Consider the following 24,921-nt stretch of genomic DNA (forward strand, 5'->3'; position numbering starts at 1 on the left):
GGGCCTGAGCATTGGAACTCGCCGCACTGCGTCGCTGGTGGCCGCTCGCCGCCGTCCTCGCGCTGCTCTTCCTCGCCTCGCTCGCGGCCACCCGGTCGGCGCCTCAGCTCGAGCGCTTCAACCCGGACGCCGGTGCCGAGGCGGCGACGACCGCCGCGCCGCTGCTGCCGCCGAGCCCCGAGCCGATCCGGTCGGCCACCCCCGAGCCGGTCGAGGCGGCCCGCGGCCTGCCCGACTGGGTCGGCACCGCGGCCGCGATCGTCATCGGCATCGCCCTCGTCGCCGTTCTCGTGCTGGTGGTCTGGGCCGTGCTGCGGGAGCAGGGACGCCGGCGGGCGCGGCGCACCGGCCGCCGGGTCGCCCCGCGCACCGAGGCCCGTACGGCCGAGGACCTCGTCGCCGCCCTGGACGCCGGCCTGCAGGAGCTCTCGGACACCGACCGTGACCCGCGCCGGGCGGTGATCGCGTGCTGGGTGCGGCTGGAGCAGGCCGCGGCGGCGGCCGGCACCCCCCGGCACGCCGGTGACAGCCCCACCGACCTGGTCGCCCGCCTCCTGGCCGAGCAGCGGGTCGAGGCCGCCGTGCTGACGCCGTTCGCGGACGTCTACCGGCAGGCGCGATACGCGACCCACACGGTCGACGACCAGATGCGCCGCCAGGCGGTCAGCGCGCTGGAGCGGCTGCGCGCCGACCTGGACGCCGGGGTGCCGTCATGAGCCGCGACCCCGACGGCGGCCTCGAGGACCTGTTCGGCGGTGTCGCCGAGCGTTCCCCGGCCGAGGAACCGCTGGTCGCCGAGAGGAAACCGCGCTCACGGGCCTTCCGGATCGCCGGCAATGTGCTGCTGGTCGTCCTCGCCACCGTGGTCACCGTCGCGGTGCTGCGCTCGCGGGGCATCTCGGTCTCGGTGCTGCTGATCGTGGCCGCGTTCGCGGCGCTGCGCCTGCTCATGCTCGCGGTGTCTGAAGTGGCGCCGCCACCGCTGCCGCGCGTGAACCGCCGCCGCGGGGAGGAGAACGGCGACTATCGATGGGCCGGCAACGACACGCTGCGCGTCGCCGTACGCCGCTGGGAGCAGCAGCTGGACCGGGCGCAGCACGACGGCGAGCGCTTCTCGCGTATCGTCCAGCCGGCATTGGCGGAACTCGCGGACGAGCGCCTGCGGCTGCGGCACGGCATCACCCGCGCATCGGATCCGCGGCGGGCGCGCGAACTGCTGGGCGAGCCGCTGTGGCAGGTGCTGGACGACCCGGGACGGCGGCTGCCGAAGGCCCGGGAGCTGTCGGCGTACGTCGACGCGCTGGAGAGGATCTGAGAAGGGTGGATCGGTGACGGACGCGAGCGTGGAGGCCCTGCCGCCCTATGAGGTGGGCAGGCTGGCCGGCGCGGTCCTCGACTCGGTCGGCAGCGTGCTGGTCGGCAAACGGGACGCCCTCGAGCTCGTGCTCGCCGGCATCCTGGCCGGCGGCCACGTGCTGCTCGAGGACCTGCCCGGCCTGGGCAAGACGCTGACCGCCCGCTCCTTCGCGCAGGCGCTCGGCCTGGACTTCCGCCGGCTGCAGTTCACCCCGGACCTGCTGCCCGCCGACGTGACCGGCTCCTTCCTGTACGACCAGCGCAAGGGCGATTTCGCCTTCCGGGCCGGTCCGGTGTTCACCAACATGCTGCTCGCCGACGAGATCAACCGCACGCCGCCGAAGACCCAGGCCGCGCTGCTGGAGGCGATGCAGGAGAAGCAGGTGTCCGTCGAGGGCGTCACCTACCGCCTCGACCCGCCGTTCCACGTGCTCGCCACCGCCAACCCGATCGAGTACGAGGGCACGTACCCGCTGCCGGAGGCGCAGCTCGACCGGTTCATGCTGCGTGTCTCGTTCGGGTATCCGACCCAGGACGAGGAGTGGGAGGTCTTGCGCCGGCGCATGTCCCGCCGCCGGGAGGACGCTCAGCTGGCGCCGGTGGTGAACGCCCGCACCCTCCAGTCGATGCAGGCCGCGCTCGAGTCGGTCGCGGTCGAGGACTCCATCGGCCGCTACATCGTCGCCCTCACCGCGGCCACCCGCGAGCACGCCTCGGCGCTGGTCGGCTCGTCACCGCGCGGCTCGCTGGCGCTGCTGCTGCTCGCCCGGGCCCGGGCCGTGATGGCCGGCCGCGACTACGTGGTGCCGGAGGACGTCAAGGACGTCGCCGTGCCCGCCCTCGCACACCGGATCACCCTGCGGCCGGAGATGTGGCTGCGCCGGGTCGACCCGTCGTTCGTGGTCCAGGAGGTGCTGCAGAACGTCCCGGCCCCGGCCAGCGGCGCGCTGCCGACGTACGCCGGCGGGTACGCCGAGCAGTGACCATCACCGATCCGCCCCCGCTGCGGGCCGCGGTGCCTCCGGCGGAGGCGGCGGCCGACGAGGGCTGGGCGCCGCCGGTCTGGGTGCCCACCCGCGCGCTGGGCCGTACGGTCCTGCTCACCGGCCTGCTGCTGGTGCTCGGCGTCGCGCTGGGCCGGGTCGACCTGGTGCTGCTCGGCGCGCCGTTCGCCATCGGGGCGGCCGTCGGGTTGCGCCGCATGCCGCGGTCGGCGCCGGAGCTGCGGATCGACGCGGACGAGGACCACATCGTCGAGGGCGGCGCCGTGGAAGCCTCGGTGACTGTCACCAATCCCGACGTCATCAACTACGACCTCGTCGTGGTCCGCACCCGGACGTCGCCGTGGCTGCGGCTGGAGGACGCGGACCGCCCGTTCGCGATCAGCGTGGCGTCCGACGGCTGGACCGCGGTGGAGCTGCCCGGCACCGCCAACCGGTGGGGACGCCACGACGTGGGCCCGGCGGCCGCCCGCGTGGCCGCGTGCGGCGGCCTGCTCGCCTGCCGCCCGGTCGTGGTGCCGGCCCGGGGGGTGCGGGTCTACCCCGAGACCGAGCCGTTCGCGGCCACCGAGGCGATGCCCGCGGCGGCCGGCCTGGTCGGCAACCACCGCTCGCGGCGGCCGGGTGAGGGCGGCGAGCTGGCCGGCGTACGCCCGTTCGCGCCCGGCGACCGGCTGCGCCGCATCGACTGGCGGGTGTCGCTGCGTACCCGCGACCTGCACGTGGCCTCCACCCTGTCCGACCGGGACGCCGAGGTCCTGCTGCTGCTCGACGTCCTCGGCGAGGCCGGGGTGTCGGGCGGGGTGAAGGGCAAGGCGTCAGTGCTGGACACGACCGTGCGCGCGGCCGCCGCCATCGCCGAGCACTACCTTCAGCGCGGCGACCGCGTCTCCCTCGCCGAGTACGGCTCGACCGCCCGCCGCCTGCGCCCCGCCACCGGCCGCCGCCAGTACCTCACCGTCCTCGAGTGGCTGCTGGACGTCCGGGCCGACACCACCGACCAGGAGCCGTACGAGCACGGCTTCGGCGCGCACAACGTCTCGTCGGACGCCCTCGTGGTGGTGCTCACCCCGCTGGTGGATCCCCGGGCAGCCGACATGCTCGCGGGGCTCGTCCAGTCGGGCCGCTACACGGTGGCCGTCGACACGCTGCCGGAGGGCGCCGCGCCGCCGCAGCGCAGCCAGTGGACGCCGCTCGCCACCCGGCTGTGGCGGATGGAGCGGGAGAACGTGCTCGGGCGGCTGCGGGAGCACGGCGTACCCGTGGTGACCTGGGCCGGCGCGGGCAGCCTGGACCTCGTCCTGCGAGACGTCGCCCGGCTCGCTTCGGCCCCGAGGGGACGCTGACGTGCTCGGCGGCGTGGTGGGCCGCATCGACCGGGCGCGGACAGCGGTCAGCCGCGCCACGGTCATGCCCGTCCTCCTGCGGGGCGGGATCGGTCTGGCCTTCCTGGCCGCGATGCTCGTTGCATGGCCGGTCTCGCTGGTCCTGAGCCGAGTCGTCGTCCTCCTCGCGATCGTCGCGTGCTTTCCCGCGTTCGCGCCGCGCGGCAGGGGCGTCACCGTCACTGCCCTGGCCGTCGTCGGCGGCTGGATCCTGGACACCACCTGGTACGACGCCCGCGTGGCGCTGTGGCGGGTCCTCGCCGTGGCGACCCTCCTGTACGCCGGCCACAGCCTCGCGGCGCTGGCGGCGGTGCTCCCGTACGACGCGATCGTGAACCCGGACGTGGTGACGTCCTGGCTGGTCCGCGCCGGCGCGGTGATCCTCGGCTCGGCGGTGCTGACCGTCGTCGCGCTGGGCCTGACCGCCGAGCTGGCCGGGGGAGCGTTCGTCCTCGCGACCCTCGTGGGCCTCGCGGCGGCCGTCGGCGTGACGCTGCTCCTCGCCCGGCTGCTCCGCCGGCCGTAAATTCTCAGCGAAATGCAACCGAAACACGGGCGTTACGACTCTTGACTTTTGGACTTGTGATTGGTCACAGAACGAGGCACGGAGTCGGCCCGGCCACGACAATGAATACGTGAACCCGCAACGCATCGTGGTGGTAGGCGCAGGACACGTCGGCTTGTACGCGGCCCTTCGCCTGTCGAAGAAGCTCAACGCCCGCCGGGCCGAGGTGATCGTCATCGACCCTCAGCCGCACATGACGTACCAGCCGTTCCTCCCGGAGGCCGCGGCCGGCAACATCTCGCCGCGCCACTCGGTGGTGCCGCTGCGTCGCGAGCTGAAGCGCTGCCACATCGTCTCCGGCGAGGTCACGAAGATCGAGCACGCCCGCAAGACGGTCACCGTGCAGCCGATCGAGGGCCCGATCAAGGAGATTGCCTACGACCACATCATCGTGGCGCCGGGCTCGGTCTCCCGCACCCTGCCGATCCCCGGCCTGCGCGAGCGCGGCATCGGCTTCAAGACCATCGGTGAGGCCATCTACCTGCGCAACCACATCCTCGACCGGCTCGACGTCGCCGCCGTGACGCCGGACCCGGAGGTGCGCCGCGCATCGCTGGCCTTCGTCTTCGTCGGCGGCGGCTACGCGGGGGTCGAGGCGCTGGCCGAGATGGAGGACGTCGTCCGCGACGGCCTGAAGTACTACCCGGAGCTCAAGAAGGAGGAGGTCCGCTTCGTCCTGGTCGAGGCGTCCAACCGGATCCTCCCCGAGGTCGGCCCCGAGATGGGCGCCTATGCGGCCCGCCAGCTCCAGAAGCGCGGCATCGACATCCGCCTCGAGACCCGCATGGAGTCCTGCGTCGACGGCGAGGTCCACCTCTCCGACGGCGACGTCTTCCGCGCCGAGACGATCGTGTGGACGGCCGGCGTGAAGCCCTCGCCGATGCTCGACCACACCGACCTGCCCCGCGGGCCCCGCGGCCACGTCACCTGCCTGCCGACCCTGCAGGTGGTCGACGGCGACCGGGTCCTGGACGGCGCCTGGGCGGCCGGCGACTGCGCCCAGGTCCCCGACCTCACCAGCCCGGGCGCCTGGTGCTCGCCGAGCGCCCAGCACGCCGTCCGGCAGGCCGCGGTCCTCGCCGACAACATCCGCCAGGTCGTCTACGGCGGCGTCCCCAAGAACTACAAACACAAGTACGCGGGCAGCGTCGCCAGCCTCGGCCTCTACAAGGGCGTGGCGAAGATCTACGGCGTGAAGCTCAAGGGCCTCCCCGCGTGGCTGATGCACCGGACGTACCACATGAGCCGGATCCCCTCGTTCAACCGCAAGGTCCGCGTCCTGGCCGACTGGACGCTCGCCTTCGTGCTGAAGCGTGAGGTGATCTCGCTGGGGCAGCTGCACACGCCCCGCGAGGAGTTCACCCACGTCACGCCGCCGCTCGGCGACGACCGGGCGGCCGAGCCGGTGGGCGCCGGCTCGCGCTGACGAAGACTCGGCCCGCCCGGTGGTTCACCGGGCGGGCCGTGCACCATTTCCGCCCGGCCTGCCCGGGTGACCGATTCCGGCCGGTCCGGCGTCGTGCCGGGTGGGCGCCACCGGATACGGTGAGCATCAGCGCACCGGCCCGGGTGGTGGAACGGCAGACACGGCCGCCTTAAAAGCGGCTGCCCAAAAGGCGTGCGGGTTCGAGACCCGCCCCGGGCACACTGAGTAACCGCACGGAGATCATCAGCCGTTGGTTGAGGTCCCTGGCGCGCCCCACTGGGGGCACGCCACGGATTCGCAACGGGCTCGGGCGTGCCGTCGGGCGAGTCGAGGATTGCTTGCGCGGTGGCGCTGAGCATGTCTCCGGTGGGAGCTGGCCTTGCTCGGTGAGTTCTGCGAGCAGGCCAATCTTTTTCGTAGGTCGGCGAGGATTGTCCGGCACCGTTCCCGAATCCGACACCGCCATACGTGGTCGAAGCTCTCGCCTCCGGACGGCTCGGACTTTTCGAGCTCAGTGCTGAGGTTGGTCTGGCGGCGCTGAAGAGCGGCGATCTCTTCCGGCGTGCCCGTCTCCGGAATCGGTGGATCCTTCAGCCGGCCACCTTCGAGGTGTACTCGGTGGTGTAGGTCTTGCTCAGGTCGACTTGGTCCTTCTTGCCCTTGACGTTCGGGGAGAACCGGCTGAGCACCTCGAGGACGTTCTTGGCGCCTTCCTCCTTCATCAGGCCGTCGCCGTTGAACATGCCGATGCTGTCGTGGACCGCCTTGGCGTACAGCGTGGGATCGCCGGCCGCGTACTCCGCCGGCATCTTTGCAGCGATCTCCTCCGCGTCATGGCCCTTGATGTAGCGCAGGGTCTTGACCAGAGCGTTCGCCAGCTTCTGCACCTGCTCCTTGTGGCCGTCCACCCAGGCGCAGTCCATGTAGAGCGAGCTGGCTGGATAGAGCCCGCCGAGCGTGGCCCGCGCACCCGCCTCGGTCCGCATGTCCAGCAGGACCTTGCCCTTGCCGGTGCTGAGCAGTTTCGCTGCTGTCGGGTCGGTGGTCATCCCGGCGTCGATTCCGCCGTTGTCGATCGCCGCGATGAACGTCTGCCCGGCCCCGGCCTTGACCGTCGTGTAGTCGGCGCTGGTCAGCCCGCCCTTGGTCGCCAGGTACTGGGTGAGGAAGTCGGTGGACGAGCCGGGGCTGGTCACGCCGAGCTTGCGACCCTTGAAGTCGGCCGGGCCCTTGAGCGAGGCTGCCTGCGCGGTCGAGACGATCTCCACCTCTCCGGGCACGTCGGCGAACTGCACGACGCTGGTGATGCATTTGCCCTTGGTCTGAAGGTCGATGGTGTGGTCGTAGAAGCCGACCACTCCCTGCACGTCGCCGGCGATGAGCACGTTTTCCGCGGTCGCGCCGGACGGCTCGGTGAGCAGCTGCACGTCCAGGCCTTCGGCCTTGAAGCCGCCGAGCTGTTCGGTCAGCTTCGCGGGCAGGTAGATGACCTTGTCGATACCACCCACCATGATCTTGATCTGCTCGTTGCCGCCGCCGGCCTTCGCATCGTCAGGACTGGTTCCACGGCAACCTGCTACCGCGAACGCGACGACGCCGGCCACGGCCAAGAATTTACGCACGGAGGTCTCCTAGATTTGATTCGGTTCGGCTTGCATAGGGGGGCGCCACCGGAGCAACCGGCCCTCGAGCAGGGTGAGAAGCCATTCGGCGAGTAGCGCCACGACGGTGATGACGATCATTCCGGCGTAGATTCCGGCCGCGTCGAACGTGCCCTGTGCATTGGCGATGAGCAGTCCGAGGCCCTTGTCGGCGCCGGCGTATTCGCCGACCACGGCGCCGATCAGTGCGAATCCGAACGCGGCGTGCAGCGACGCGAAGATCCAGCTGGTGGCGCTGGGGACCACGATCGACGTGAGGACTTGAGTGCGCGAGGCGCCCAGGATTCGGGCGTTGTTGACCAGGTTCCGGTCAACTTCGCGGGCGCCCTGGAAGGCGTTGAAGAAGACTGCGAAGAAGACCAGCACGACCGCGGTGGCCACCTTGGAGGTCAGGCCGAGGCCGAACCAGATGATGAACAGCGAGGCCAGCACGATCCGGGGCACTGCGTTGGCGGCCTTGATGAAAGGTGCGGCAACCTCGGCGACGAAGCGGGCCCGGCCCAGCAGGATGCCCAGCACGACGCCGGCCAGCGCGCCGATCACGAAGCCGAGTACCGCCTCCTCGAGCGTTACGAACAGTTGTGTCCAGACCGAGCCGAACGCGGTGCCGGTGGTGAACCAGTCGACCAGCCGGTCCCAGATCGCCGACGGTCTCGAATAGAAGAACGGATCGATCCAATGGGTCGCGGCCAGCTCCCAGCCGGCCAGCCACAAGACCACGAGGACACATCGAACGGACCACAATTTCGTACGTCGATTGACTCTCTTCCTGGTTGCGACCGGAGCGACGTCAGGTGCGGTGGTGGTCATCTCAGCCTGCACGGCTAGCCTCCTGCCGGGCGCGCGCCACCTCGTCGCGGAGGCTGTCCCAGATCTCGCGGTAGGTGCTGATGAACGCCGGCGTCATCCGGATCTCCTCGACGTCCCGCGGCCGCTGCAGCGGCACGTCGAAGATCGCTTTGATGGTGGCCGGGCTCGAGGTCATCACGACCACCCGGTCGGCAAGCGCGATTGCCTCCTCGAGGTCGTGGGTCACGAAGATGACCGCCGCGCCGGTGCCCTGCCACAGCCGCAGCAGCTCGTCCTGCATCAGCTGCCGGGTCTGCACGTCGAGCGCGCTGAACGGCTCGTCCATCAGCAGGATCCGCGGCTCGTTGACCAAGGTCTGGGCGAGCGCGACCCGCTTGCGCATGCCGCCGGAGAGCTGGTGCGGGTAGTAGGCGGCGAACCCCGCCAGCCCGACCCGCTCGACCCAGACCATCGCCTTCTGCCGCGCCTCGGCCTTGGTCGCTCCGCGGTAGCGCGGTCCGGCTGCGACGTTGTCGACCACCGAACGCCACGGCAGCACGGCGTCGGCCTGGAACATGTAGCCGACGCCGTCCGGGATGCCCCGCACCGGCACCCCGTCCACGTCGACCTCGCCACTGGACGCCGGCTCCAGGCCGGAGACCAGCGACAGCGTCGTCGACTTACCGCATCCGGTCGGACCGACCACCGCGACGAACTCGCCGGCCTCGACATCGAGGGTGAGGTCCCGGACGGCGGTGTGCGGTTGACCACCTGTGCCGGGGAAACGCTTGGTAGCGTTCCGTAACGCTATTACCGTCAAGGTCAGCGCCTCCTGACTGTTACTCCGAAATTGCGTTTCCGAGACGGTAGGAAGTCCGGTCGCGGGCCGGAATCCTTGTGCAGGTTGCGGCGCTAACCCGCGTTGACCGCGTATTGCGCGTTTTGCTCAGCTGCTCGGATCGGTGTCACCGGCGTTACAGTGCCGTCATGTTTCGCCGCCCCGTCTCCGTCGCCTGGCAGGTCCTCGGCCTGCAGGTCGGTCTGCTGGTGGTCGTGTTCGGGATGGGCTGCACGCTGATCGGCTGGCTGTTCAACACCGAACTCACCGAGCAGTACGGCAGCCGTGCGCTGGCCGTCGCGCACACCCTCGCCGCCGACCCGGCGATCCCGGCAGCCGCCGCGGCCGGAGACCCGGCAGGTCTGCTTCAGGACCGGGCCGAGGCCGCCCGCAATGCCAGCGGCGCACTCTTCGTGGTGATCACCGATCGCAACGGCATCCGGCTGGCCCACCCGAACCCGGAACGTCTGCACGAACCGGTCAGCACCGACCCGTCGGCGGTACTCGCCGGCCGCGACACGATCAGCGTGGAACGCGGCACCCTGGGCCTGTCGGCCCGGGGCAAGACTCCGCTGCGCGCCGCCGACGGCAGCATCGTCGGCGAGGTCAGCGTCGGATTCCAGGCCGCGGAGATCCGCGGGTACGTGTGGCGCCAACTCGGCCTGGCCGGCGTCGTTGCCGGCTGCGCGCTGCTGCTCGGGGTGGCCGGTTCCGCGCTGCTCAGCCGCCGCCTCAAGCGGCTCACCTTGGGTCTCGAACCGGCTGAGCTCGCCGAGCTCATGCGCGAGCGCGAGGCCGTGCTGCGCGGCATCAGCGAAGGCGTGCTCGCCGTCGATGCCACCGGCCGGGTCACGGTCTGCAGCTCCGAGGCGGTACGGCTGCTCGGCACCGGCCCGGCACCCGGCTCCCCGGTCACCGCGGCCGGACTGCCACCCGGGTTGGTGACGGTCTTCGAACGGCGCGAGGCCGACAACGAGATCACCATCGCCGGCGACCGGGTCCTGGTCGTTAACTACCGCACGGTCCGCCGCAACGGCCGCGACCTGGGCGGCGTACTCACCCTGCGGGACCGCACCGACCTGGAGAACGTCACCCGGGAACTGGACTCGGTGCGCCAGCTCAGCAGCGCTCTGCGGGCGTCCCGGCACGAGTTCGCGAACCGCCTGCACGTACTCTCCGGACTGCTCCAGGGCGGTCACCGCGAGGAAGCCCTGGAATACCTGCACGCCGTCTCGGGCAGCGCGCTCGCCGCGGCTGGCCCGGTCGGGGCGGTCGACGATCCGTACCTGCAAGCGTTCGTCGCGGCCAAGACCGCCGAGGCCGCCGAGAAGGACGTACGCCTGACCTTGTCGGACACCAGCTGGGTCGGCGCCCGGGTGACCGCACCCGTCGAGGTCACCACGGTGCTGGGCATCCTGGTCGACAACGCCCTAGACGCGGCCCGCCGCGGCGCCCGCCGGCCCGCCTGGATCGACCTGGCTCTGCTATCCGACGACGACGCCCTGCACATCTCGGTCGTCGACTCCGGCGACGGGGTCGACCCGGTCCTCGGCGAACAAATCTTCACGGCCGGGATCACCACGTGCGCCGAGGAGGGACGGGGCCTCGGCCTGGCACTGGCCCGGCAGGCCGCGAGGCAGCTCGGCGGCGACGTCAGCCTGAGCGCCCCGGTCGGCGACGGCCACGGTGCAGTCTTCGAAGCCCGGCTGCCACACGCCCTCGTCGCGGTCTCCGCGTGATCCGGGTACTCGTCGTCGAGGACGACTTCCGAGTCGCGCAGGTGCATGTCGGCTTCACCACCCGGGTTGACGGATTCACGGTCGCCGGCACCGCCCGCACCGCAGCCGAAGCCCGGTCGTTCCTGGCCGCACAACCCGTCGACCTGGTGCTGCTGGACAGCTACCTGCCGGACACGCCGGGCCTCGACCTGCTCGCCGAGCTCAGCGTCGACACGATCATGCTGACCGCGGCCTCGGACACCACCTCGGTGCGTCTGGCGCTGGCTCGCGGAGCATTGAACTACCTGGTCAAACCATTCACCGCGGAACAGTTGGGCGACCGGCTGGCGGCCTACCGCCGATACCGGGCGGTCTTCGCCGGGCGACACAACCTGGCCCAGGACGAGATCGACCGGGTCTGGCGGCTCCTGCATGACGGTGACCGCCCGGCCGTCCCGAAAGGGCAGTCGCCGGTCACCGTGCACCTGGTCATCGAGGCCCTTCGGCACGCCGCCGAACCGCGCACGGCCGCCGAGATCGCCGACGAGTTGGGCATTTCCCGCGCGACCGCGCAGCGCTATCTGGCCGCACTGGCCCGCGACGGGGCGGCCGAGATGCGACTACGCTACGGCGCCACCGGGCGTCCCGAACACCGCTACCGCTGGCTGGCAGCCAGCTGATATTCCGATCGCGGATACACCGGCGCGCTGGGGCCGGGCTCTGCGTGACCCGCCCGGGCACGCAAGACCGACGGCACCGCTGTCCCATAGCCGATCGGGCGGGCTCGCGCAACTGCAGACCGTCTCGATCGCGGGGCGGGTCGTACCGCTTCCGTGCCGCACGAGTATGTCCCACTGCTGTGTGCCGTAGCCATTCCGGCGCACTTTCCTATGCCGGGCCGGTCGTATTGATCGACAGCGTGGTCCATTTCATTCCTGACGCGAATTGCCTGCGTTGAATCCCGCGATACTCGATTCCGTAGCGCACATCCACCGGAAGGAGAGATGGTCATGAAATGCCGCGTCAAACCTTCGGCGGTCGCTGTCACGGGACTGGCCCTGATGCTGAGTGCCGCAGCGGCGACCGCTCACGCAAGCACTCAAAGGGCACCGGCTCCCTCCGCGCCGTCTTCGCCGCGGAATGCTGCCATGGCAGCGTTGGAAGCGAACGCCGCGGAGATCGGCCGTGGACCGGGTGACCGGTTCACGGCCATGTCGATGACCACATTGCAGGGCGGCGCCGGACGTTCCTCGGCCTGGACGACCATGCGCTATGCCCGTACGTACCGGGGGCTGCCGGTTCTCGGTGGCGAAGTGGTCGTCAGTCTTCGCCCCGACCGGACCACGCAGCTCGTCTCCTCGTACCTGCACAGGGCTATCACGATGGGCACCGCACCAAAGCTGACCGCCGCGGCGGCGTCCCGTCGGGCCCGGGAACGTGTCCCCGGCGCCGGGCGGACGACCTCGGCGCCCCGGCTGGTGGTCGACGCCTACCACGCCGAACCCCGGCTCGCCTGGGAGGTTGTCGTTGCGGGCCACCGTCGTGCGGGGATCCCCTCCCGCGTCCATCTGACCGTGGACGCGCTGACCGGCGCGACGATTACGAGATACGACGAGGTCAAAGCCGCCGGCACCGGCGACTCGTTTTTTCACGGCACCGTAAGAATGAACACTGCACCGGGCGAATCCGGCTTCGAATTGCGCGACGAGGACCGCAGGTTCAAGGTCGGTGACGACAACAATCGCCAGGATCCCGCGGCGCCGTTCGGCGATCTGTTCCTCGACGAGGACAACAGGTGGGGCGACGGCAGTCAGGACGACCGGGCGACCGCGGGGGTGGACGCCTTCTTCGTCGGCCAGAAGACCGCCGACTATCTGACCGAGGTCCTCGGCCGGCCGGGACTGCCGTGCGGGCAGGACGACACACCGCTGTCGGCACATCTGGGTGAAGACGTGTTCGATGCGTTCTGGACCGGTTGCCAGGGTGGCGCCCACTTCGGCGACGGCGGAGCGCAGACCCGCAACAAGCCGATGGTGGCCTTCGACGTGGTCGCCCACGAGATCGGGCACGGGGTCGCGGAGCCCACCCTCGGAAACGCGACCCTGCAGAGCGCGGGGCTCCACGAGGCGACCGGCGACGTCCTGGGCAGCTCGGTGGAGTGCTGGGTCAACGAGCAGACCCCCATGCCGAAAGACCCGTGCGACTACCGGGTGGGCTCCGGGTTGGGCTTTGTCATCCGGGCCATGAACAAACCGTCGAGCGTCGACGGCCATCCGGACTGCTTCTCCGACAAGATCGATCAGTTGCAGGACGAGCATGAGGTGGCCGGTGTCGGGAACCACTTCTACTATCTGCTCGCCTTCGGTACGAGTCCCGGCGACGACCTTCCGGACAGCCCGACCTGCAACGACACCCGTCTGACCGGCATCGGCCGCGACGAGGCCACCAAGATCTGGTTCGGCGCGATCGACCTGGCCCAGGGTGAGGAGACCTACGCCAGCTTCCGGGGCAAGACGCTGGCGGCGGCGGAACGCCTGTACGGACGCGCCAGTGTGCAGTACGAGGCCGTACAGGCCGCCTGGGCCGCGGTGAACGTCGACTCCGGTGACGACCGCGGAGCGGGCAACCCCGACGGACCCGGCGGTTCGGATCAGCCCGGTGGGTCGAGGGAGCCGGGCGGCTCGGACCACCCGGACTACCCCGGCGATGCCGGCGCAGACGACTGACCTGACGAGGCGGTATCGGGCCGGGTGACGCGGATCGCGCCCCGGCCCGGCCGGCATGGGGCGACGCCTATTCCCCTTGCTCGCGGAGAATGCCGGCATCGTGGGCGAGCAACGCCGCTTGCAGCCGGTTGGCGCAACGCAGCTTGACGAGGACATGGCTGACGTGCGTCTTGACGGTGCCCTCGCCCATGTACAGCCGGTGGGCGATCTCGGCGTTGGACAGCCCGGCGCCCAGCATGACGAGCACCTCGCGCTCGCGGTCGGTGAGCGCGCCGATCAGTTTCCGCGCCTCGCCCGCCCGCGCCGCCAGCGCGCCGGTCACCGCCAGATAGTCGTCGACGATCTCTCTGGCCAGGCGCGGGGACAGGATCGCGCCACCGCTCGCGGCGCCGCGTACCGCTTGGATCAGTTCCTGGGGGCCGGTGTTCTTGAGGATGAAGCCGGTGGCGCCGCTGCCCAGCGCCCGCAGCACGTTCTCCCGCTCGCCGAAGGTCGTGAGCATGACGACCTTCACGCCGGGCGCCTGCTGGGCGATGCGCTCCATGGCGGTCAACCCGTCCATGACCGGCATGCGGATGTCCACCAACGCGACGTCGATCGCATCGCGGCACGCGATCTCCACCGCCTGCCGCCCGTCGCCGGCCTCGGCGACCACCTCGATGTCGCCGGCGTGCCGCAGCACCAGCCGGATGCCGGCGCGCACCAGCGCCTCGTCGTCGGCCAGCAGCACCCGAATCGGCCGCGCCGGCGGATCGCCGGGCCACTCAGGTGCGGAGGTTGCGCCCACGGAACTCCGTCCTGTTCGTCGGTACGGGGAATCGCGCCTTCTCGATGAGCTGGTCACCGCGGAAGCAGAACCGGTCCACGCTGGCGCTGTCGGCGCGGTGGAAGAGCGCGTACATGCAGAAGTCGGCGCGCGCCGGGCGGGCAGACTCCAGCTGGGCAGCGAGGAATTCAGCGGCCGGGTCGTTGCCCCCGGTCAGGTCCTCGAGGTAGTCCCGCGACGCGCCGACGGGAATCGCGGCGAAGTCGGCTCTCCGGACCGGAATCGAGTTGAACGTCACGATGACCACGGCGACCGCACCGATCACACCGAGCCCGAGCACGGCCCGCATGCCCAGGCGGGACCAGCGGCCGTCCAGCGTCAGGGCCGGCGGGGGCACCGCCGGAACCTGCTCGGGCCGCAGCACGTCACCGGTCGGGTCGGCCTCGGTGGTCGGCCCGGCGGTCGCCGCGATGCGCAGCGGCAGCTCCACCAGGAGCCGGAATCCGCCGTCCCGCGTGGGTCCGGCCTCGAACACCCCGCCCAGCAGCCGGGTCCGCTCCCGCACGCCGGCCAGTCCCCAGCCGGTCCCTGCCGTACGCACGGGCGGCAGCGGGAACGCGGCCGGTGCGACGCCGTTGGAGACCATGAGCCGGAGGCGATCGCCGGAGTGGTCGACCACCACCGTCGTCGGGGCACCGCCCGCGTACCGGCTGACGTTCGTGAGGCCCTCTCGCGCCACCCGGTGCACCGCGTGGCGTACCGGGTGGGGAATTCCCGTCAGGTCCGTGCCCAGCCACACCAGATCGACCGGAAGGCCGGCGGCCCGGAACTGTTCCACGATCTCGGTCACCTCGGCCCGGGTGCCGATCCGGTCGGCCGGCTGCACACCGTTGGTGCGCGTGTCCGAGCTGCGCAGGATGCCGAGGATCGAGTGCAGCTCTTCCATGGCCGTCTGTGCCGTGCCCCGGATGACCCGCGCCTCCTCGTTCACGGCGTGCGGCGCCGCCTCGGCATCCAGCTCCAGCGAGCCCGCGTGCAGCGAGATGAGGCTGAGCCGGTGGCCGAGCAGGTCGTGCATCTCCTGGGCGATGCGGGAACGTTCCTGTGACCGCGCGACCGATGCGGCCAGCCGGTGATTCGCCTCCAGGAAGCTCGTCTGCCGGCGTAGCGCCTCGACCAGCCGCTCGCGCTGTCCCAGCAGGCCCTGAACCAGGCCGGGGCCGATCAGGCAGGCCACGACGTTGATGCCGACGATGGCTACGGCCGGACGCCACTGGGGGCCGGCGGCCACGACAGCGACCGCGAAGCAGACGGCGGCCGCCACACCCAGGGCCAGCGCCGGCCGTAGCCGAGGGCGGTCACCACTGACCCGGTGCGCGGTCACCACGAGCGCTGCGGCGGTGGACGGAAGCCAGGCCGCCAGCATGGCCGCGGCGAACAGCGCGGGCACGGGCGCCCGGCGGCGCAGCGCGGCCGCTGCCATCGCGGCCGCGACGATCACCGGCAGGAGATGGTCGTTTCCGAGCCACCACGGCTCCCAGGCCGCCGACACGTATTGCCACGACAGGAACGTCACCCCACCGACGAAGCACAGCATGACGAGCTCACCGCCGGCCCGGCGTGGCCGCCCGCCCTGGGTGACCGCCGAAGCCCGACCATGCACGCCCTCCACCCCAGGAAGTACGCAATTCCCCGCCGAAAGTTTCACCACGACCGCCCCGGCACCCGGGATAGCCCGCACGTGCGGGGTTTTTCAGGTCGTTCACAGCTTCTGCGGACCGTTCCGAGCTGCTGGTGCGCTTACCCTGGAAGGGCACGACCCCTGCGTGCCTCGACCCCAAGGGAGCTGGACACAGTGAAGACGACGAACCCGGTGCTCTCGCGCCTCGGCCAGGCGGCCGAGCGGGAGCGCGCGGCCGGATACGGACCGTACGGACCGCCCGCCGGTCAGCCGGGTTACGGTCAGCCGTACCCGTCGGCCACGGGCTATCCCGCAGCCCCGCCCGCCGTGCAACCCATGACGATCGACGACGTCGTCGTCAAGACGGTGACGCTGCTGGGCATCACGGGCGTCTCCGCCGTCGCGGCCTGGAACCTGATTCCCACCAGCCTGATGGGCGCCGCCTGGATCGGCGCGGCCGTCGTCGGTCTGGTGCTCGGCTTCATCATCTCGTTCAGCCGGATGGCCAACCCGGCCCTGGTCGTCGCGTACGCGGTGGTCGAGGGGGCCTTCGTCGGCCTGGTCAGCAAGTTCTTCCAGGAGATCGCCGGCTACCAGGGCGTCGTCCTGCAGGCGGTGATCGCCACCTTCGGCGTCTTCTTCCTGATGGCGTTCCTCTACAAGGCCCGGGTGATCCGGGCGACGCCGAAGTTCGTCCGCGGCATGATCGCCATCATGGCGGGTCTCTTCGCCGTCATGCTGATCAACTTCGTGCTGGCGCTCTTCGACGTGCACACCGGCCTGCGTGACAACGGCCCGCTGGGCATCGTCTTCAGCCTCGTGTGCATCGTCGTGGCGTCGCTGAGCTTCATCCTCAGCTTCAACGAGATCGAGGAGGGGGTCCGGATGGGCCTCCCGCAGCGTTACTCGTGGACCGCGGCGTTCGGCATCCTGGTCAGCCTGATCTGGCTGTACATCGAGATCCTGCGCCTGCTGAGCTTCCTGCAGGGCGACGACTGATTGTCGGCCCCCGCACCGCCCGGCCCGCCTCGCGCGGGCCGGGCGGTTTTCTTTCGGTAGGGTCACCGCGTGGCAGCCGAGGAACTCCAAGTCGCCGTCCAGCGCCTGCTCTCGCAGGTCGGGCACTGGGAGACGGGCCGGTGGAGCGCGCCCGCCGGCTCCGGCACCCGCGGTGACCTCGTCTACGAGCTGGTCCAGCGCCTCGCCGACCACGCCGCCGACGCGGAGCACCGGCCCCGGCGGGCGGTGCCCCGGGAGCCGGACATGGTCCTGCCGGACCAGCTCCGGGTGATGACGGCCGACCTGACCGCCGCTTCCGACGCGATCCTCGAGGCCGCCACGGCTGACGTTCTTTCCGTACGCAAAAAGCTTTGACCTTGACCCTGGGGTAAGCCGCAGGGTGAACCACATGACGGAACGTTGTGTGCTTCTCGACATCGGGGGCGTCCTCGAGATCACCCCGCCGACGGGCTGGGGGGCGCGCTGGGAACGGCGCCTGGGACTGCCCTTCGGTGAGCTGAATCGCCGGCTCGCCGACGTGTGGGCCGCCGGCAGCGTCGGCGCGATCACGGAGGGGCAGGTGGGGCGGCGGATCGCCGAACGGCTCGGCCTCGACGACGCTGCGCTGGCCGCGTTCCTCGGCGACCTCTGGGAGCAGTACCTCGGCACCGCGAACGAGGAGCTCATCGACCACGTACGCGGGCTGCGGGGGCGCTGCCGGCTGGGGATCCTCAGCAACAGCTTCGTGGGGGCCCGTGAGCGTGAGGAGCGGGCGTACGCCTTCGGCAGCCTCGTCGACGAGATCGTCTACTCGCACGAGGCCGGGCTGCTCAAGCCCGACCCGGCGGTCTTCGCCCTGGCCTGCGACCGGCTCGGCACCCGCCCCGCCGACTGCCTCTTCGTCGACGACCACGGCCCGCACGTCGCCGCCGCCCGGGCCGCGGGCCTGCACGCGGTGCACTTCACCGGCAACGCCGGCACCATCAGCGCGATCGGGGAGTTCCTGAAATGAGATCCGCCGGAGCCGGCGCCCCGTTCGGCAGCCGGACCCGGCGGAAGATCGTGATGCGGTGTCAGCTGAGGCGCTCGAGCACCATCGCCATGCCCTGGCCGCCGCCGACGCACATCGTCTCCAGGCCGATGGACTTGTCGTGCCAGTCCAGCGCGTTGAGCAGCGTGCCGGTGATGCGGGCGCCGGTCATGCCGAACGGGTGGCCCACGGCGATCGCGCCGCCGTTGACGTTCAGCTTCTCCAGCGGGATGTTCAGCTCCCGGTACGACGGGATGACCTGCGCGGCGAACGCCTCGTTGATCTCGACCAGGTCGACGTCGTCGATGGTCATGCCGGCCCGCTTCAGCGCCTGGCGGGACGCCTCGACCGGACCCAGACCCATGATCTCGGGGGAGAGGGCGGTGACGCCGGTCGACACGATCCGGGCCAGCGGGGTGATGCCGAGCTCGCGGGCCTTGGTGTCGCTCATGATGACCACGGCCGCGGCGCCGTCGTTGAGCGGGCAGCAGTTGCCGGCGGTGATCCGGCCGTCGGGGCGGAAGACCGGCTTGAGCCCGGCCACGGCCTCCATCGTCACGCCCGGGCGGGGGCCGTCGTCGGTCGAGACCACCTTGCCGTCCGGGGTGGTCACCGGGGTGATCTCGCGCTGCCAGAAGCCGTTGGCGATGGCCTTCTCGGCGAGGTTCTGGCTGCGGACGCCGAACTCGTCCATGTCCGCGCGGCTCACGTCGTACGCCTGGGCGAGGTTCTCCGCGGTGTAGCCCATGCCGAGGTAGATGTCGGGGAGCTGGCCGTCCTCGCGGGGGTCGTGCCAGACGCCGCCGTTCGTGGCCGCCTCGGTGGTGCGTACCCGGGCCTCGGCGAACTTGGGGTTCTCCCAGCCGCCGCCGACGACCGCCTGGGCGTCCGGCGGGAGCGCGTCGGAGTTGCCGCGGAAGTAGCGGGAGACGGTCTCCACGCCGGCGGAGACGAAGACGTCACCCTCGCCGGCCTTGATCGCGTGGAACGCCATCCGCGTGGTCTGCAGCGAGCTGGCGCAGTAGCGGGTCGTGGTGGCGCCCGGAAGCCCGTCGAGGCCGAGCAGCGTCGCGACCACGCGGGCCATGTTGAAGCCCTGCTCGCCGCCGGGCAGACCGCAACCGAGGTAAAGGTCCTCGATCAGGGTCCGATCGAGCTGCGGCACCTTGCTGAGGGCGGCGTCGATGATGGTGGCGGCGAGATCGTCGGGGCGCAGGTCCTTCAACGAACCCTTGACGGCCCGGCCGATCGGGGAGCGGGCGGTGGCGACGATGACAGCTTCCGGCATGAGCCAACGTTAACGCGCCGGTAACTTATTGCGGAAGCGCCACTTCGTCACACCGTTATGTCTGTTTGATCACTCCTGGATCGAGCGCCTGCCGGCCGCCTGTGCCGCGTCCAGAACCGCCGGGAAGAGCGCGTGCGCCCACACCCTGTACCCGTCCGCGGAGGGGTGGAAGCCGTCGTAGCAGAGGGTGCCCGCGTCGGCCCGGAACACCGCACCGGTCTCGTCCGCGAGGTCCACGACCACACCGCCGGCCTCCTGCACCGCCGCCGCCTGGGCGCGCGCCACCCGGCGTCCCAGCCAGCCCGTGACCTGCCGCAGCGGCTGGGCGATCGAGCGTACGGCGCCGAGGTCGGGGCACGTGCCGACGACCACCTGCACGCCCGCGTCGCGCAGCCGGCGTACGGCGTTGCCGAGGTGCTGGGCCGCCTCCTCGGGCCCGCGCAGGCCGGTCGCGTCGTGGGCGCCGATCAGCACCACCGCCACGTCCGGGCGGTCGCCGAGCAGGGCCCGGGCCACCTGGGTGGCGAGGTCCGTCGACCGGGATCCGGCGACGCCGACGCTGGACAGCAGCACGTGGCGCTTCCCCGACTCCGGGGTGCCGTCGGCGAGCAACCGGGCCAGCTGGCCGCCGACCGTCTCCGACAGCCACTCCACGCCGACCCCGATCGCGGCCGAGTCGCCGAGCAGCACCAGGCGCAGCGCCGGGGCGGCCGACGGGCCCATCGACGTGCGCAGCGCGAGCCCCATGGTGGGCTTGGCGTACCGCCGGCTCTTCGCGGCGAGCGCCTCGCCGGCGAGCAGGGCGACCCCGCCCACGGCCGAGGCGAACAGCGTGGTCGCCGCCGCCCTGCCGATCCGTCCCGTCAGGCCCGTCATGTCGCCTCCCTGCCGCGTGGGGTGCTCGCCCGGCCGTCAGTCCACGGCCGCTTGATGATCCTCCGGAGTCCAGCCTACGGCGCCGGACGCCGCCCGGCTCGACCCACGCGTAACACCGGACCACCCGGGAATGCCCGAGGAGGTGGACAACAGCGCCGCCGCCCGGTTGCCGAACCAGGTGTGCGGCTCGCCGAACCACGGGTGCCGGCGCAGCTGCGCCCACCGGCCCGCCGGCCCGCGCTCCCGGCCGTCCACCTTCGCCGCGCTGACCTCGGTGCCGGCCGCGCGCACCGCCTCGTGGGCCGCCTGCGGGAGGCTGCGCACCCCGTCGGGCCCGGTGGCCGGCGACCGGTCGTCCTCACCGAGCACCGCCATCAGCGTCGGCATGATGACCGCCGCGGCCCGGGCGTACCCCTCGACCGACGGGTGGAAACGGTCGGCGCCGAACATCCGTACCGGATCTGCCACGAAATACGGGCCGAGCAGGTCGCCCAGCGAGACCGTACGCCCGCCCGCCTCGACCACCGCGACCGTCTGCTGCGCGGCGAGCTGGCGGCTCCAGGTGCGCGCCAGCCAGCGCAGCGGCGGCTTGATCGGCTGGATCGCGCCGAGGTCGGGGCACGTGCCCACGACGACCTTGCAACCCACGGCACGCAGGCGCCGCACCGCGTCGCTGAGATGGCGGATCGCGGCGGCCCGGACGGAGACGTGGGTGACGTCGTTGCCGCCGATGATGATGACCGCGACCTCGGGGTCGTACTCCAGCGCCGCGTCCACCTGGTGCGGCAGCCCCGCGGAGGTGGCGCCGACCACGGCGACCCGGTGCAGGCGCACCGGCCGGCGCAACCGGCGGGAGACGCCGGTGGCGAGCAGGGCGCCGGGCGTCTCGCGCGGCCGGTGCACGCCGTAGCCGGCCGCTGTGGAATCCCCGATGATCACCATGCTCAGCGGCTTGCCGGGGAACTTGGCGCCGTACAGCCCGTCGCCGCGTGGGGGAGGGGCCTCGGCCATGGGAATGACCCGGCGTGCGTCGGCCGCCTGGCGCAGCAGCACGCCCGCGGAGAGGAGCGTGAATCCCGCCGCGGCCCCCGTGACCCCGCCGGCCACCTGGCCGGCGAGCCTGATCCGGCGTCGATCCGCCTCTGTCCAGTTGCGCACCTTCTGCACGCTATCCCTCGCTCTCGCTCGAGTTCCGGCGATGGTGGGGTCTTCGAGATTAACGCGGGCGTGCGACAGAAGCCTGAACCCCGTGCCTAGCGGGCATAACTAGCGCATGGACGTCATGCTGAAACCAGCGAAAGGGGACGACCATGGCTAGGACCTTGCACCGCACCGCCGCCTTCACGGCGCTCGGGAGGGCCCTCATGAAGGGCTCACGCGGGGGCCCCTCGGTCGGCAAACGGCTGGCAGCGCTGCCTCGGATGATGATGGCGACCGCGCGCGGCGAGTACGACGGCGGGATGCGGGTGGCCATGATGGCCGCAGCCACCGCGTACGTGGTCTCGCCGATCGACGTGGTCCCCGAGCTGTTCCTGTGGATCTTCGGGCTGGTCGACGACGCCGCGATGATCGCCTGGCTGGCGGGCACCGTGCTCAGCGAGACGGACCGCTTCCTGGAGTGGGAGAGGCAACGCGCCACCATCCTGCCCGGGACAGTCGTGTCCTGAGTCGTAGGCTGGCCTGACAACTCACTGGTCAGCACCGAGAAGGGCACAAAGACGTGCGGTACTACGACAACGTCGTCGAGATCATCGGGGACACCCCCCTCGTCCGGCTGCGTAGCGTCACCGACGGCATCGCGGCGACCGTCCTCGCCAAGGTGGAGTACTTCAACCCCGGCGGCTCGGTGAAGGACCGGATCGCCCTGCGCATGGTCGAGGATGCGGAGAAGGCCGGCATCCTCAAGGAGGGCGGCACGATCGTCGAGCCGACCAGCGGCAACACCGGCGTGGGCCTGGCCCTGGTCGCCCAGCTGCGCGGCTACCGGTGCATCTTCGTCTGCCCCGACAAGGTCAGCGAGGACAAGCAGAACGTGCTGCGGGCGTACGGCGCGGAGGTCGTGGTCTGCCCGACCGCCGTCGCCCCCGAGGACCCCCGCTCCTACTACAACGTCTCGGACCGGCTGGCCCGGGAGATCCCCGGCGCGTGGAAGCCCGACCAGTACAGCAATCCGGCCAACCCGCGTTCGCACTACGAGGAGACCGGCCCCGAGATCTGGAAGCAGACCGAGGGCCGGATCACCCACTTCGTGGCGGGCGTCGGCACCGGCGGCACGATCAGCGGCGTCGGGCGCTACCTCAAGGAGCAGGGCGGCGTACGGGTCGTCGGCGCGGACCCGGAGGGCTCGGTCTACTCCGGCGGCACCGGCCGGCCGTACCTGGTGGAGGGGGTCGGCGAGGACTTCTGGCCCACCACGTACGACCGCAGCATCTGCGACGAGGTCATCGAGGTGTCCGACTCGGACTCCTTCGAGATGACCCGCCGCCTCGCCCGCGAGGAGGGCCTGCTGGTCGGCGGCAGCTGCGGCATGGCCGTGGTGGCGGCGCTCGAGGTGGCCCGCAAGGCCGGCCCGGACGACGTGATCGTGGTCCTGCTGCCGGACGGCGGCCGCGGCTACCTCTCCAAGATCTTCAACGACACCTGGATGGCCCGGTACGGCTTCCTCGCCACCGGCGACGGCTCCCCGACGGTGGCCACCGCCCTGGAGGCCAAGGGCGGCTCGATGCCCCCGCTGGTCCACGTCCACCCGACCGAGACCGTTCGCGACGCCATCGACTACATGCGTGAGTACGGCGTCAGCCAGCTCCCGGTCCTCAAGGCCGAGCCGCCCGTCGTGACCGGCGAGGTGGCCGGCTCGATCGCGGAGAAGGCCCTGCTGGACGCCCTCTTCACCGGCCAGGCGCACCTGCACGACACGATCGAGCGCCACATGGGGGAGCCGCTGCCCATGATCGGCGGCGGCCAGCCGGTCAGCGAGGCGGTCGCGCTGCTCGAGAAGGCGGATGCGGCGATGGTGCTGGTCGACGGCAAGCCCGCCGGCGTCCTCACCCGCCAGGACCTTCTGGCCCATTTGAGTTGAGGTAGCTCTGCGCCGGGTGCGGGACGTTCCGCACCCGGCCTTCCTCAGTTGAGCTCGGTGGGGACGGAGACGACGTCCACGAGCGCGTTCCTGCGGAGAACCGTGATCGGGAGGCTCTTGCCGATCGCCGGTCCGAGCATGAGGCGTTGCAGGGCCTGCACGGTCTGGACCTTCTCGCCGCCCGCGGTGATGAGGATGTCGCCGAGGTAGATGCCTGCGGTGCCGGCCGGGCTGCCCGGGACGACCTCGACCACGCGGAGGCCCAGCTTCTGTCCGAGCCGCTCGGCGAGCGGCGGCGGGAGCGGGGTCGGGATCCCGGCGACCCCCAGCCACGCACGCCGGACCCGGCCCGTGGCGACCAGCTCACCGATGATCTGCCGGGTCGTCCGGTTGACGGGTACGGCCAGACCCAGGCCGTAGCCCGCCACGGCGGTGTTGACGCCCACCACCGTTCCCGCGGAGTCGGCAAGAGCACCGCCGGAGTTGCCGGGGTTGAGGGCGGCGTCGGTCTGGATGACGTCGTCGATGATGCGTACCCGCCGGCCGTCGCGGGCGGGCAGGGAACGGCCGAGGCCGGAGACCACGCCCGCCGTCACCGAGCCGGCCAGGCCCATCGGGTTGCCCACGGCGACGACAAGCTGACCGATGCGCAGCCGGTCCGCGTCCCCGAGCGGAGCGGCCGGGGCGCCCGGGTTGTGCACCCGTACGACGGCGAGGTCGGAGAGGGAATCCGCGCCCACCACGTCGAACCGGGTCTCCGTGCCGTCCGCGAACGCGGCCGTGCCGCCCGTGGCACCGGCCACCACGTGGGCATTGGTGATCAGGAACCCGTCATCGGTGAACGTCACCGCGGAACCGGCGCCCGCGCCGCGAGCGGTGCGGACACTCAGCGCGGCAACGGAGGGAAGCAGGCCGCCGGCGACGCCGGTGACCACCTGGCTGTAGGCATCGAGCGCCTCCATGTCGACACCCGTGTGTTCGGTATCCATGACCGCAGCAACAGCGCGCCCATCGGCATCGATGCCCGTGCCCCGTCCGCCCACGGCGAACAACCCCCATCACTCATAGTCGCGAAGGTCGCACACTCAGTCCGATCGACGTCCCGGGGGCGGGGGTTGTATGGGGTACGACAGCGCCGCGCTCGCAGGACGGAGGTTCGTACACGATGGTCATCGTCGACCAGGCCGCGCCGGCCGGCATCGTGGACCGGCTGCTCTGGCAGGACGCCCAGCGGATGCTGGGGCGGCACGCCGAAGCGGGACACGACGGCAACTGTGTCTGGTGCGGATGGCGGTGGCCCTGCGCCCCCCGGCGCATCGCCGAGCGCGCGGACGCCGCCTCCCGGCGCCCGTGGCGGGAGGCCTGGACGCTGCGCCACGACCTCAACAGCATGCGTGACATCCCCGGCGTGTTCGACGACAACCGGGTCCGCCGGGAGACGCGCAAGAACGACGACCTCAACCGGGGCCGCTTCGACTGACTTGCTCAGGCGTCGACCGGGACCTTGACCGTCCCCCGGCAAGGATCCGACTCTCCTCGGCCCGGACCGACGCCGTACCGCGGTGACATCCCCGCAGCCCCGCCAGCGCGAGCGATGTCCCGCACCCGGACCCGCCCCGCCGATCGACCGGCACGCCTCCGCCGGTCGGCGCCTCCGGCCAGGCGCAAACCCGGCAGGGGCGGGCGCGGTAGGCGGGAGTGCGTGACCACAGGTTCCCCCGCATTCACTCGGTCACG

24 protein-coding genes and 1 tRNA gene are annotated in these 24,921 nt (G+C 71.4%); 16 read left to right on the top strand and 9 right to left on the bottom strand.

Annotated features, from left to right (window positions below; all coding sequences use genetic code 11):
- Nucleotides 1-11 precede the first annotated feature (11 nt).
- The 7 genes from ACIBO8_RS12140 to ACIBO8_RS12170 all read left to right on the top strand — a co-directional run bounded on the left by ACIBO8_RS12140 (nt 12) and on the right by ACIBO8_RS12170 (nt 5,952).
- Complete coding sequence (locus ACIBO8_RS12140; protein WP_396115178.1) at nt 12-716, top strand: DUF4129 domain-containing protein; 705 nt, start codon at nt 12-14, stop codon at nt 714-716.
- Nucleotides 713-1,315 (top strand): hypothetical protein, encoded by a 603-nt coding sequence (locus ACIBO8_RS12145; protein WP_396115179.1) that lies wholly within the window; start codon nt 713-715, stop codon nt 1,313-1,315. Before ACIBO8_RS12140 ends, ACIBO8_RS12145 begins: the two co-directional genes overlap by 4 nt.
- A gap of 13 nt (nt 1,316-1,328) precedes the next feature.
- On the top strand, nt 1,329-2,339 hold the full coding sequence (locus tag ACIBO8_RS12150) for an AAA family ATPase (RefSeq protein WP_396115180.1): 1,011 nt from the start codon (nt 1,329-1,331) through the stop codon (nt 2,337-2,339).
- A 2-nt stretch (nt 2,340-2,341) separates the two neighbouring features.
- The gene (locus ACIBO8_RS12155; protein WP_396115626.1) at nt 2,342-3,703 is read left to right on the top strand and encodes a DUF58 domain-containing protein; all 1,362 of its coding nucleotides are present in this window, start codon (nt 2,342-2,344) and stop codon (nt 3,701-3,703) included.
- A 1-nt stretch (nt 3,704) separates the two neighbouring features.
- Nucleotides 3,705-4,268, top strand: coding sequence for a hypothetical protein (locus ACIBO8_RS12160; RefSeq protein WP_396115181.1), 564 nt, complete (start codon nt 3,705-3,707; stop codon nt 4,266-4,268).
- A gap of 109 nt (nt 4,269-4,377) precedes the next feature.
- On the top strand, nt 4,378-5,733 hold the full coding sequence (locus ACIBO8_RS12165) for an NAD(P)/FAD-dependent oxidoreductase (RefSeq protein WP_396115182.1): 1,356 nt from the start codon (nt 4,378-4,380) through the stop codon (nt 5,731-5,733).
- A 137-nt stretch (nt 5,734-5,870) separates the two neighbouring features.
- Nucleotides 5,871-5,952: transfer RNA gene (locus ACIBO8_RS12170), tRNA-Leu, on the top strand.
- Nucleotides 5,953-6,323: 371 nt separating this feature from the next.
- On the opposite strand, the gene ACIBO8_RS12175 is transcribed toward ACIBO8_RS12170, so the two are convergent.
- From ACIBO8_RS12175 to ACIBO8_RS12185, 3 genes are all read right to left on the bottom strand, one after another.
- Nucleotides 6,324-7,355, bottom strand: coding sequence for an ABC transporter substrate-binding protein (locus ACIBO8_RS12175; RefSeq protein WP_396115183.1), 1,032 nt, complete (start codon nt 7,353-7,355; stop codon nt 6,324-6,326).
- Nucleotides 7,356-7,364: 9 nt separating this feature from the next.
- On the bottom strand, nt 7,365-8,114 hold the full coding sequence (locus ACIBO8_RS12180) for an ABC transporter permease (RefSeq protein ID WP_396115627.1): 750 nt from the start codon (nt 8,112-8,114) through the stop codon (nt 7,365-7,367).
- Nucleotides 8,115-8,205: 91 nt separating this feature from the next.
- A complete protein-coding gene (locus ACIBO8_RS12185) occupies nt 8,206-9,003 on the bottom strand; it encodes an ABC transporter ATP-binding protein (RefSeq protein ID WP_396115184.1) in 798 nt (265 codons plus the stop codon).
- 167 nt (nt 9,004-9,170) lie between these two features.
- Between ACIBO8_RS12185 and ACIBO8_RS12190 the strand changes: the two genes are divergently transcribed.
- The 3 genes from ACIBO8_RS12190 (at nt 9,171) to ACIBO8_RS12200 (ending at nt 13,465) form a co-directional block, all read left to right on the top strand.
- Nucleotides 9,171-10,760 (top strand): ATP-binding protein, encoded by a 1,590-nt coding sequence (locus tag ACIBO8_RS12190; RefSeq protein ID WP_396115185.1) that lies wholly within the window; start codon nt 9,171-9,173, stop codon nt 10,758-10,760.
- The gene (locus ACIBO8_RS12195; protein WP_396115186.1) at nt 10,757-11,419 is read left to right on the top strand and encodes a response regulator; all 663 of its coding nucleotides are present in this window, start codon (nt 10,757-10,759) and stop codon (nt 11,417-11,419) included. The genes ACIBO8_RS12190 and ACIBO8_RS12195 overlap by 4 nt, the downstream gene beginning before the upstream one ends.
- 468 nt (nt 11,420-11,887) lie before the next feature.
- Nucleotides 11,888-13,465 carry a M4 family metallopeptidase gene (locus tag ACIBO8_RS12200; protein ID WP_396115187.1) on the top strand — a complete coding sequence of 526 codons (1,578 nt, stop codon included), beginning with the start codon at nt 11,888-11,890 and terminating at the stop codon, nt 13,463-13,465.
- Nucleotides 13,466-13,532: 67 nt separating this feature from the next.
- Here the strand turns inward: ACIBO8_RS12200 and ACIBO8_RS12205 are convergent, their stop codons facing one another.
- Together ACIBO8_RS12205 and ACIBO8_RS12210 are read right to left on the bottom strand one after the other, a co-directional pair.
- Nucleotides 13,533-14,201, bottom strand: a complete 669-nt coding sequence (locus ACIBO8_RS12205) for a response regulator (RefSeq protein WP_396115628.1) — start codon at nt 14,199-14,201, stop codon at nt 13,533-13,535.
- 28 nt (nt 14,202-14,229) lie between these two features.
- Nucleotides 14,230-15,894: a sensor histidine kinase gene (locus tag ACIBO8_RS12210; RefSeq protein ID WP_396115188.1), complete on the bottom strand. Its 1,665-nt coding sequence runs from the start codon at nt 15,892-15,894 to the stop codon at nt 14,230-14,232.
- A gap of 192 nt (nt 15,895-16,086) precedes the next feature.
- On the opposite strand from ACIBO8_RS12210, the gene ACIBO8_RS12215 reads away from it, so the two are divergent.
- The 3 genes from ACIBO8_RS12215 (at nt 16,087) to ACIBO8_RS12225 (ending at nt 17,923) form a co-directional block, all read left to right on the top strand.
- A complete protein-coding gene (locus ACIBO8_RS12215) occupies nt 16,087-16,911 on the top strand; it encodes a Bax inhibitor-1/YccA family protein (RefSeq protein WP_396115189.1) in 825 nt (274 codons plus the stop codon).
- Between the two features lie 69 nt (nt 16,912-16,980).
- Nucleotides 16,981-17,286, top strand: coding sequence for a hypothetical protein (locus tag ACIBO8_RS12220; protein WP_396115190.1), 306 nt, complete (start codon nt 16,981-16,983; stop codon nt 17,284-17,286).
- A 34-nt stretch (nt 17,287-17,320) separates the two neighbouring features.
- On the top strand, nt 17,321-17,923 hold the full coding sequence (locus tag ACIBO8_RS12225; protein ID WP_396115191.1) for an HAD-IA family hydrolase: 603 nt from the start codon (nt 17,321-17,323) through the stop codon (nt 17,921-17,923).
- A gap of 61 nt (nt 17,924-17,984) precedes the next feature.
- On the opposite strand, the gene ACIBO8_RS12230 is transcribed toward ACIBO8_RS12225, so the two are convergent.
- From ACIBO8_RS12230 to ACIBO8_RS12240, 3 genes are all read right to left on the bottom strand, one after another.
- Nucleotides 17,985-19,229, bottom strand: a complete 1,245-nt coding sequence (locus tag ACIBO8_RS12230; RefSeq protein WP_396115192.1) for an acetyl-CoA C-acetyltransferase — start codon at nt 19,227-19,229, stop codon at nt 17,985-17,987.
- A gap of 69 nt (nt 19,230-19,298) precedes the next feature.
- Nucleotides 19,299-20,105, bottom strand: coding sequence for an SGNH/GDSL hydrolase family protein (locus tag ACIBO8_RS12235; protein WP_396115193.1), 807 nt, complete (start codon nt 20,103-20,105; stop codon nt 19,299-19,301).
- A 36-nt stretch (nt 20,106-20,141) separates the two neighbouring features.
- Nucleotides 20,142-21,263 carry an SGNH/GDSL hydrolase family protein gene (locus tag ACIBO8_RS12240; RefSeq protein WP_396115194.1) on the bottom strand — a complete coding sequence of 374 codons (1,122 nt, stop codon included), beginning with the start codon at nt 21,261-21,263 and terminating at the stop codon, nt 20,142-20,144.
- A gap of 152 nt (nt 21,264-21,415) precedes the next feature.
- Here ACIBO8_RS12240 and ACIBO8_RS12245 point away from each other — a divergent pair, with 152 nt between their 5' ends.
- Both ACIBO8_RS12245 and ACIBO8_RS12250 read left to right on the top strand, forming a co-directional pair.
- On the top strand, nt 21,416-21,772 hold the full coding sequence (locus ACIBO8_RS12245; RefSeq protein ID WP_396115195.1) for a YkvA family protein: 357 nt from the start codon (nt 21,416-21,418) through the stop codon (nt 21,770-21,772).
- Between the two features lie 53 nt (nt 21,773-21,825).
- Nucleotides 21,826-23,184, top strand: coding sequence for a cystathionine beta-synthase (locus ACIBO8_RS12250; RefSeq protein WP_396115196.1), 1,359 nt, complete (start codon nt 21,826-21,828; stop codon nt 23,182-23,184).
- Nucleotides 23,185-23,228: 44 nt separating this feature from the next.
- Here ACIBO8_RS12250 and ACIBO8_RS12255 read toward each other — a convergent pair whose 3' ends face one another.
- On the bottom strand, nt 23,229-24,173 hold the full coding sequence (locus tag ACIBO8_RS12255) for a S1C family serine protease (protein WP_396115197.1): 945 nt from the start codon (nt 24,171-24,173) through the stop codon (nt 23,229-23,231).
- A 176-nt stretch (nt 24,174-24,349) separates the two neighbouring features.
- Here ACIBO8_RS12255 and ACIBO8_RS12260 point away from each other — a divergent pair, with 176 nt between their 5' ends.
- Nucleotides 24,350-24,664 carry a hypothetical protein gene (locus ACIBO8_RS12260; RefSeq protein ID WP_396115198.1) on the top strand — a complete coding sequence of 105 codons (315 nt, stop codon included), beginning with the start codon at nt 24,350-24,352 and terminating at the stop codon, nt 24,662-24,664.
- Nucleotides 24,665-24,921: the final 257 nt, after the last annotated feature.

This window comes from Actinoplanes sp. NPDC049681, assembly GCF_044465265.1.
Lineage (GTDB): Bacteria > Actinomycetota > Actinomycetes > Mycobacteriales > Micromonosporaceae > Actinoplanes.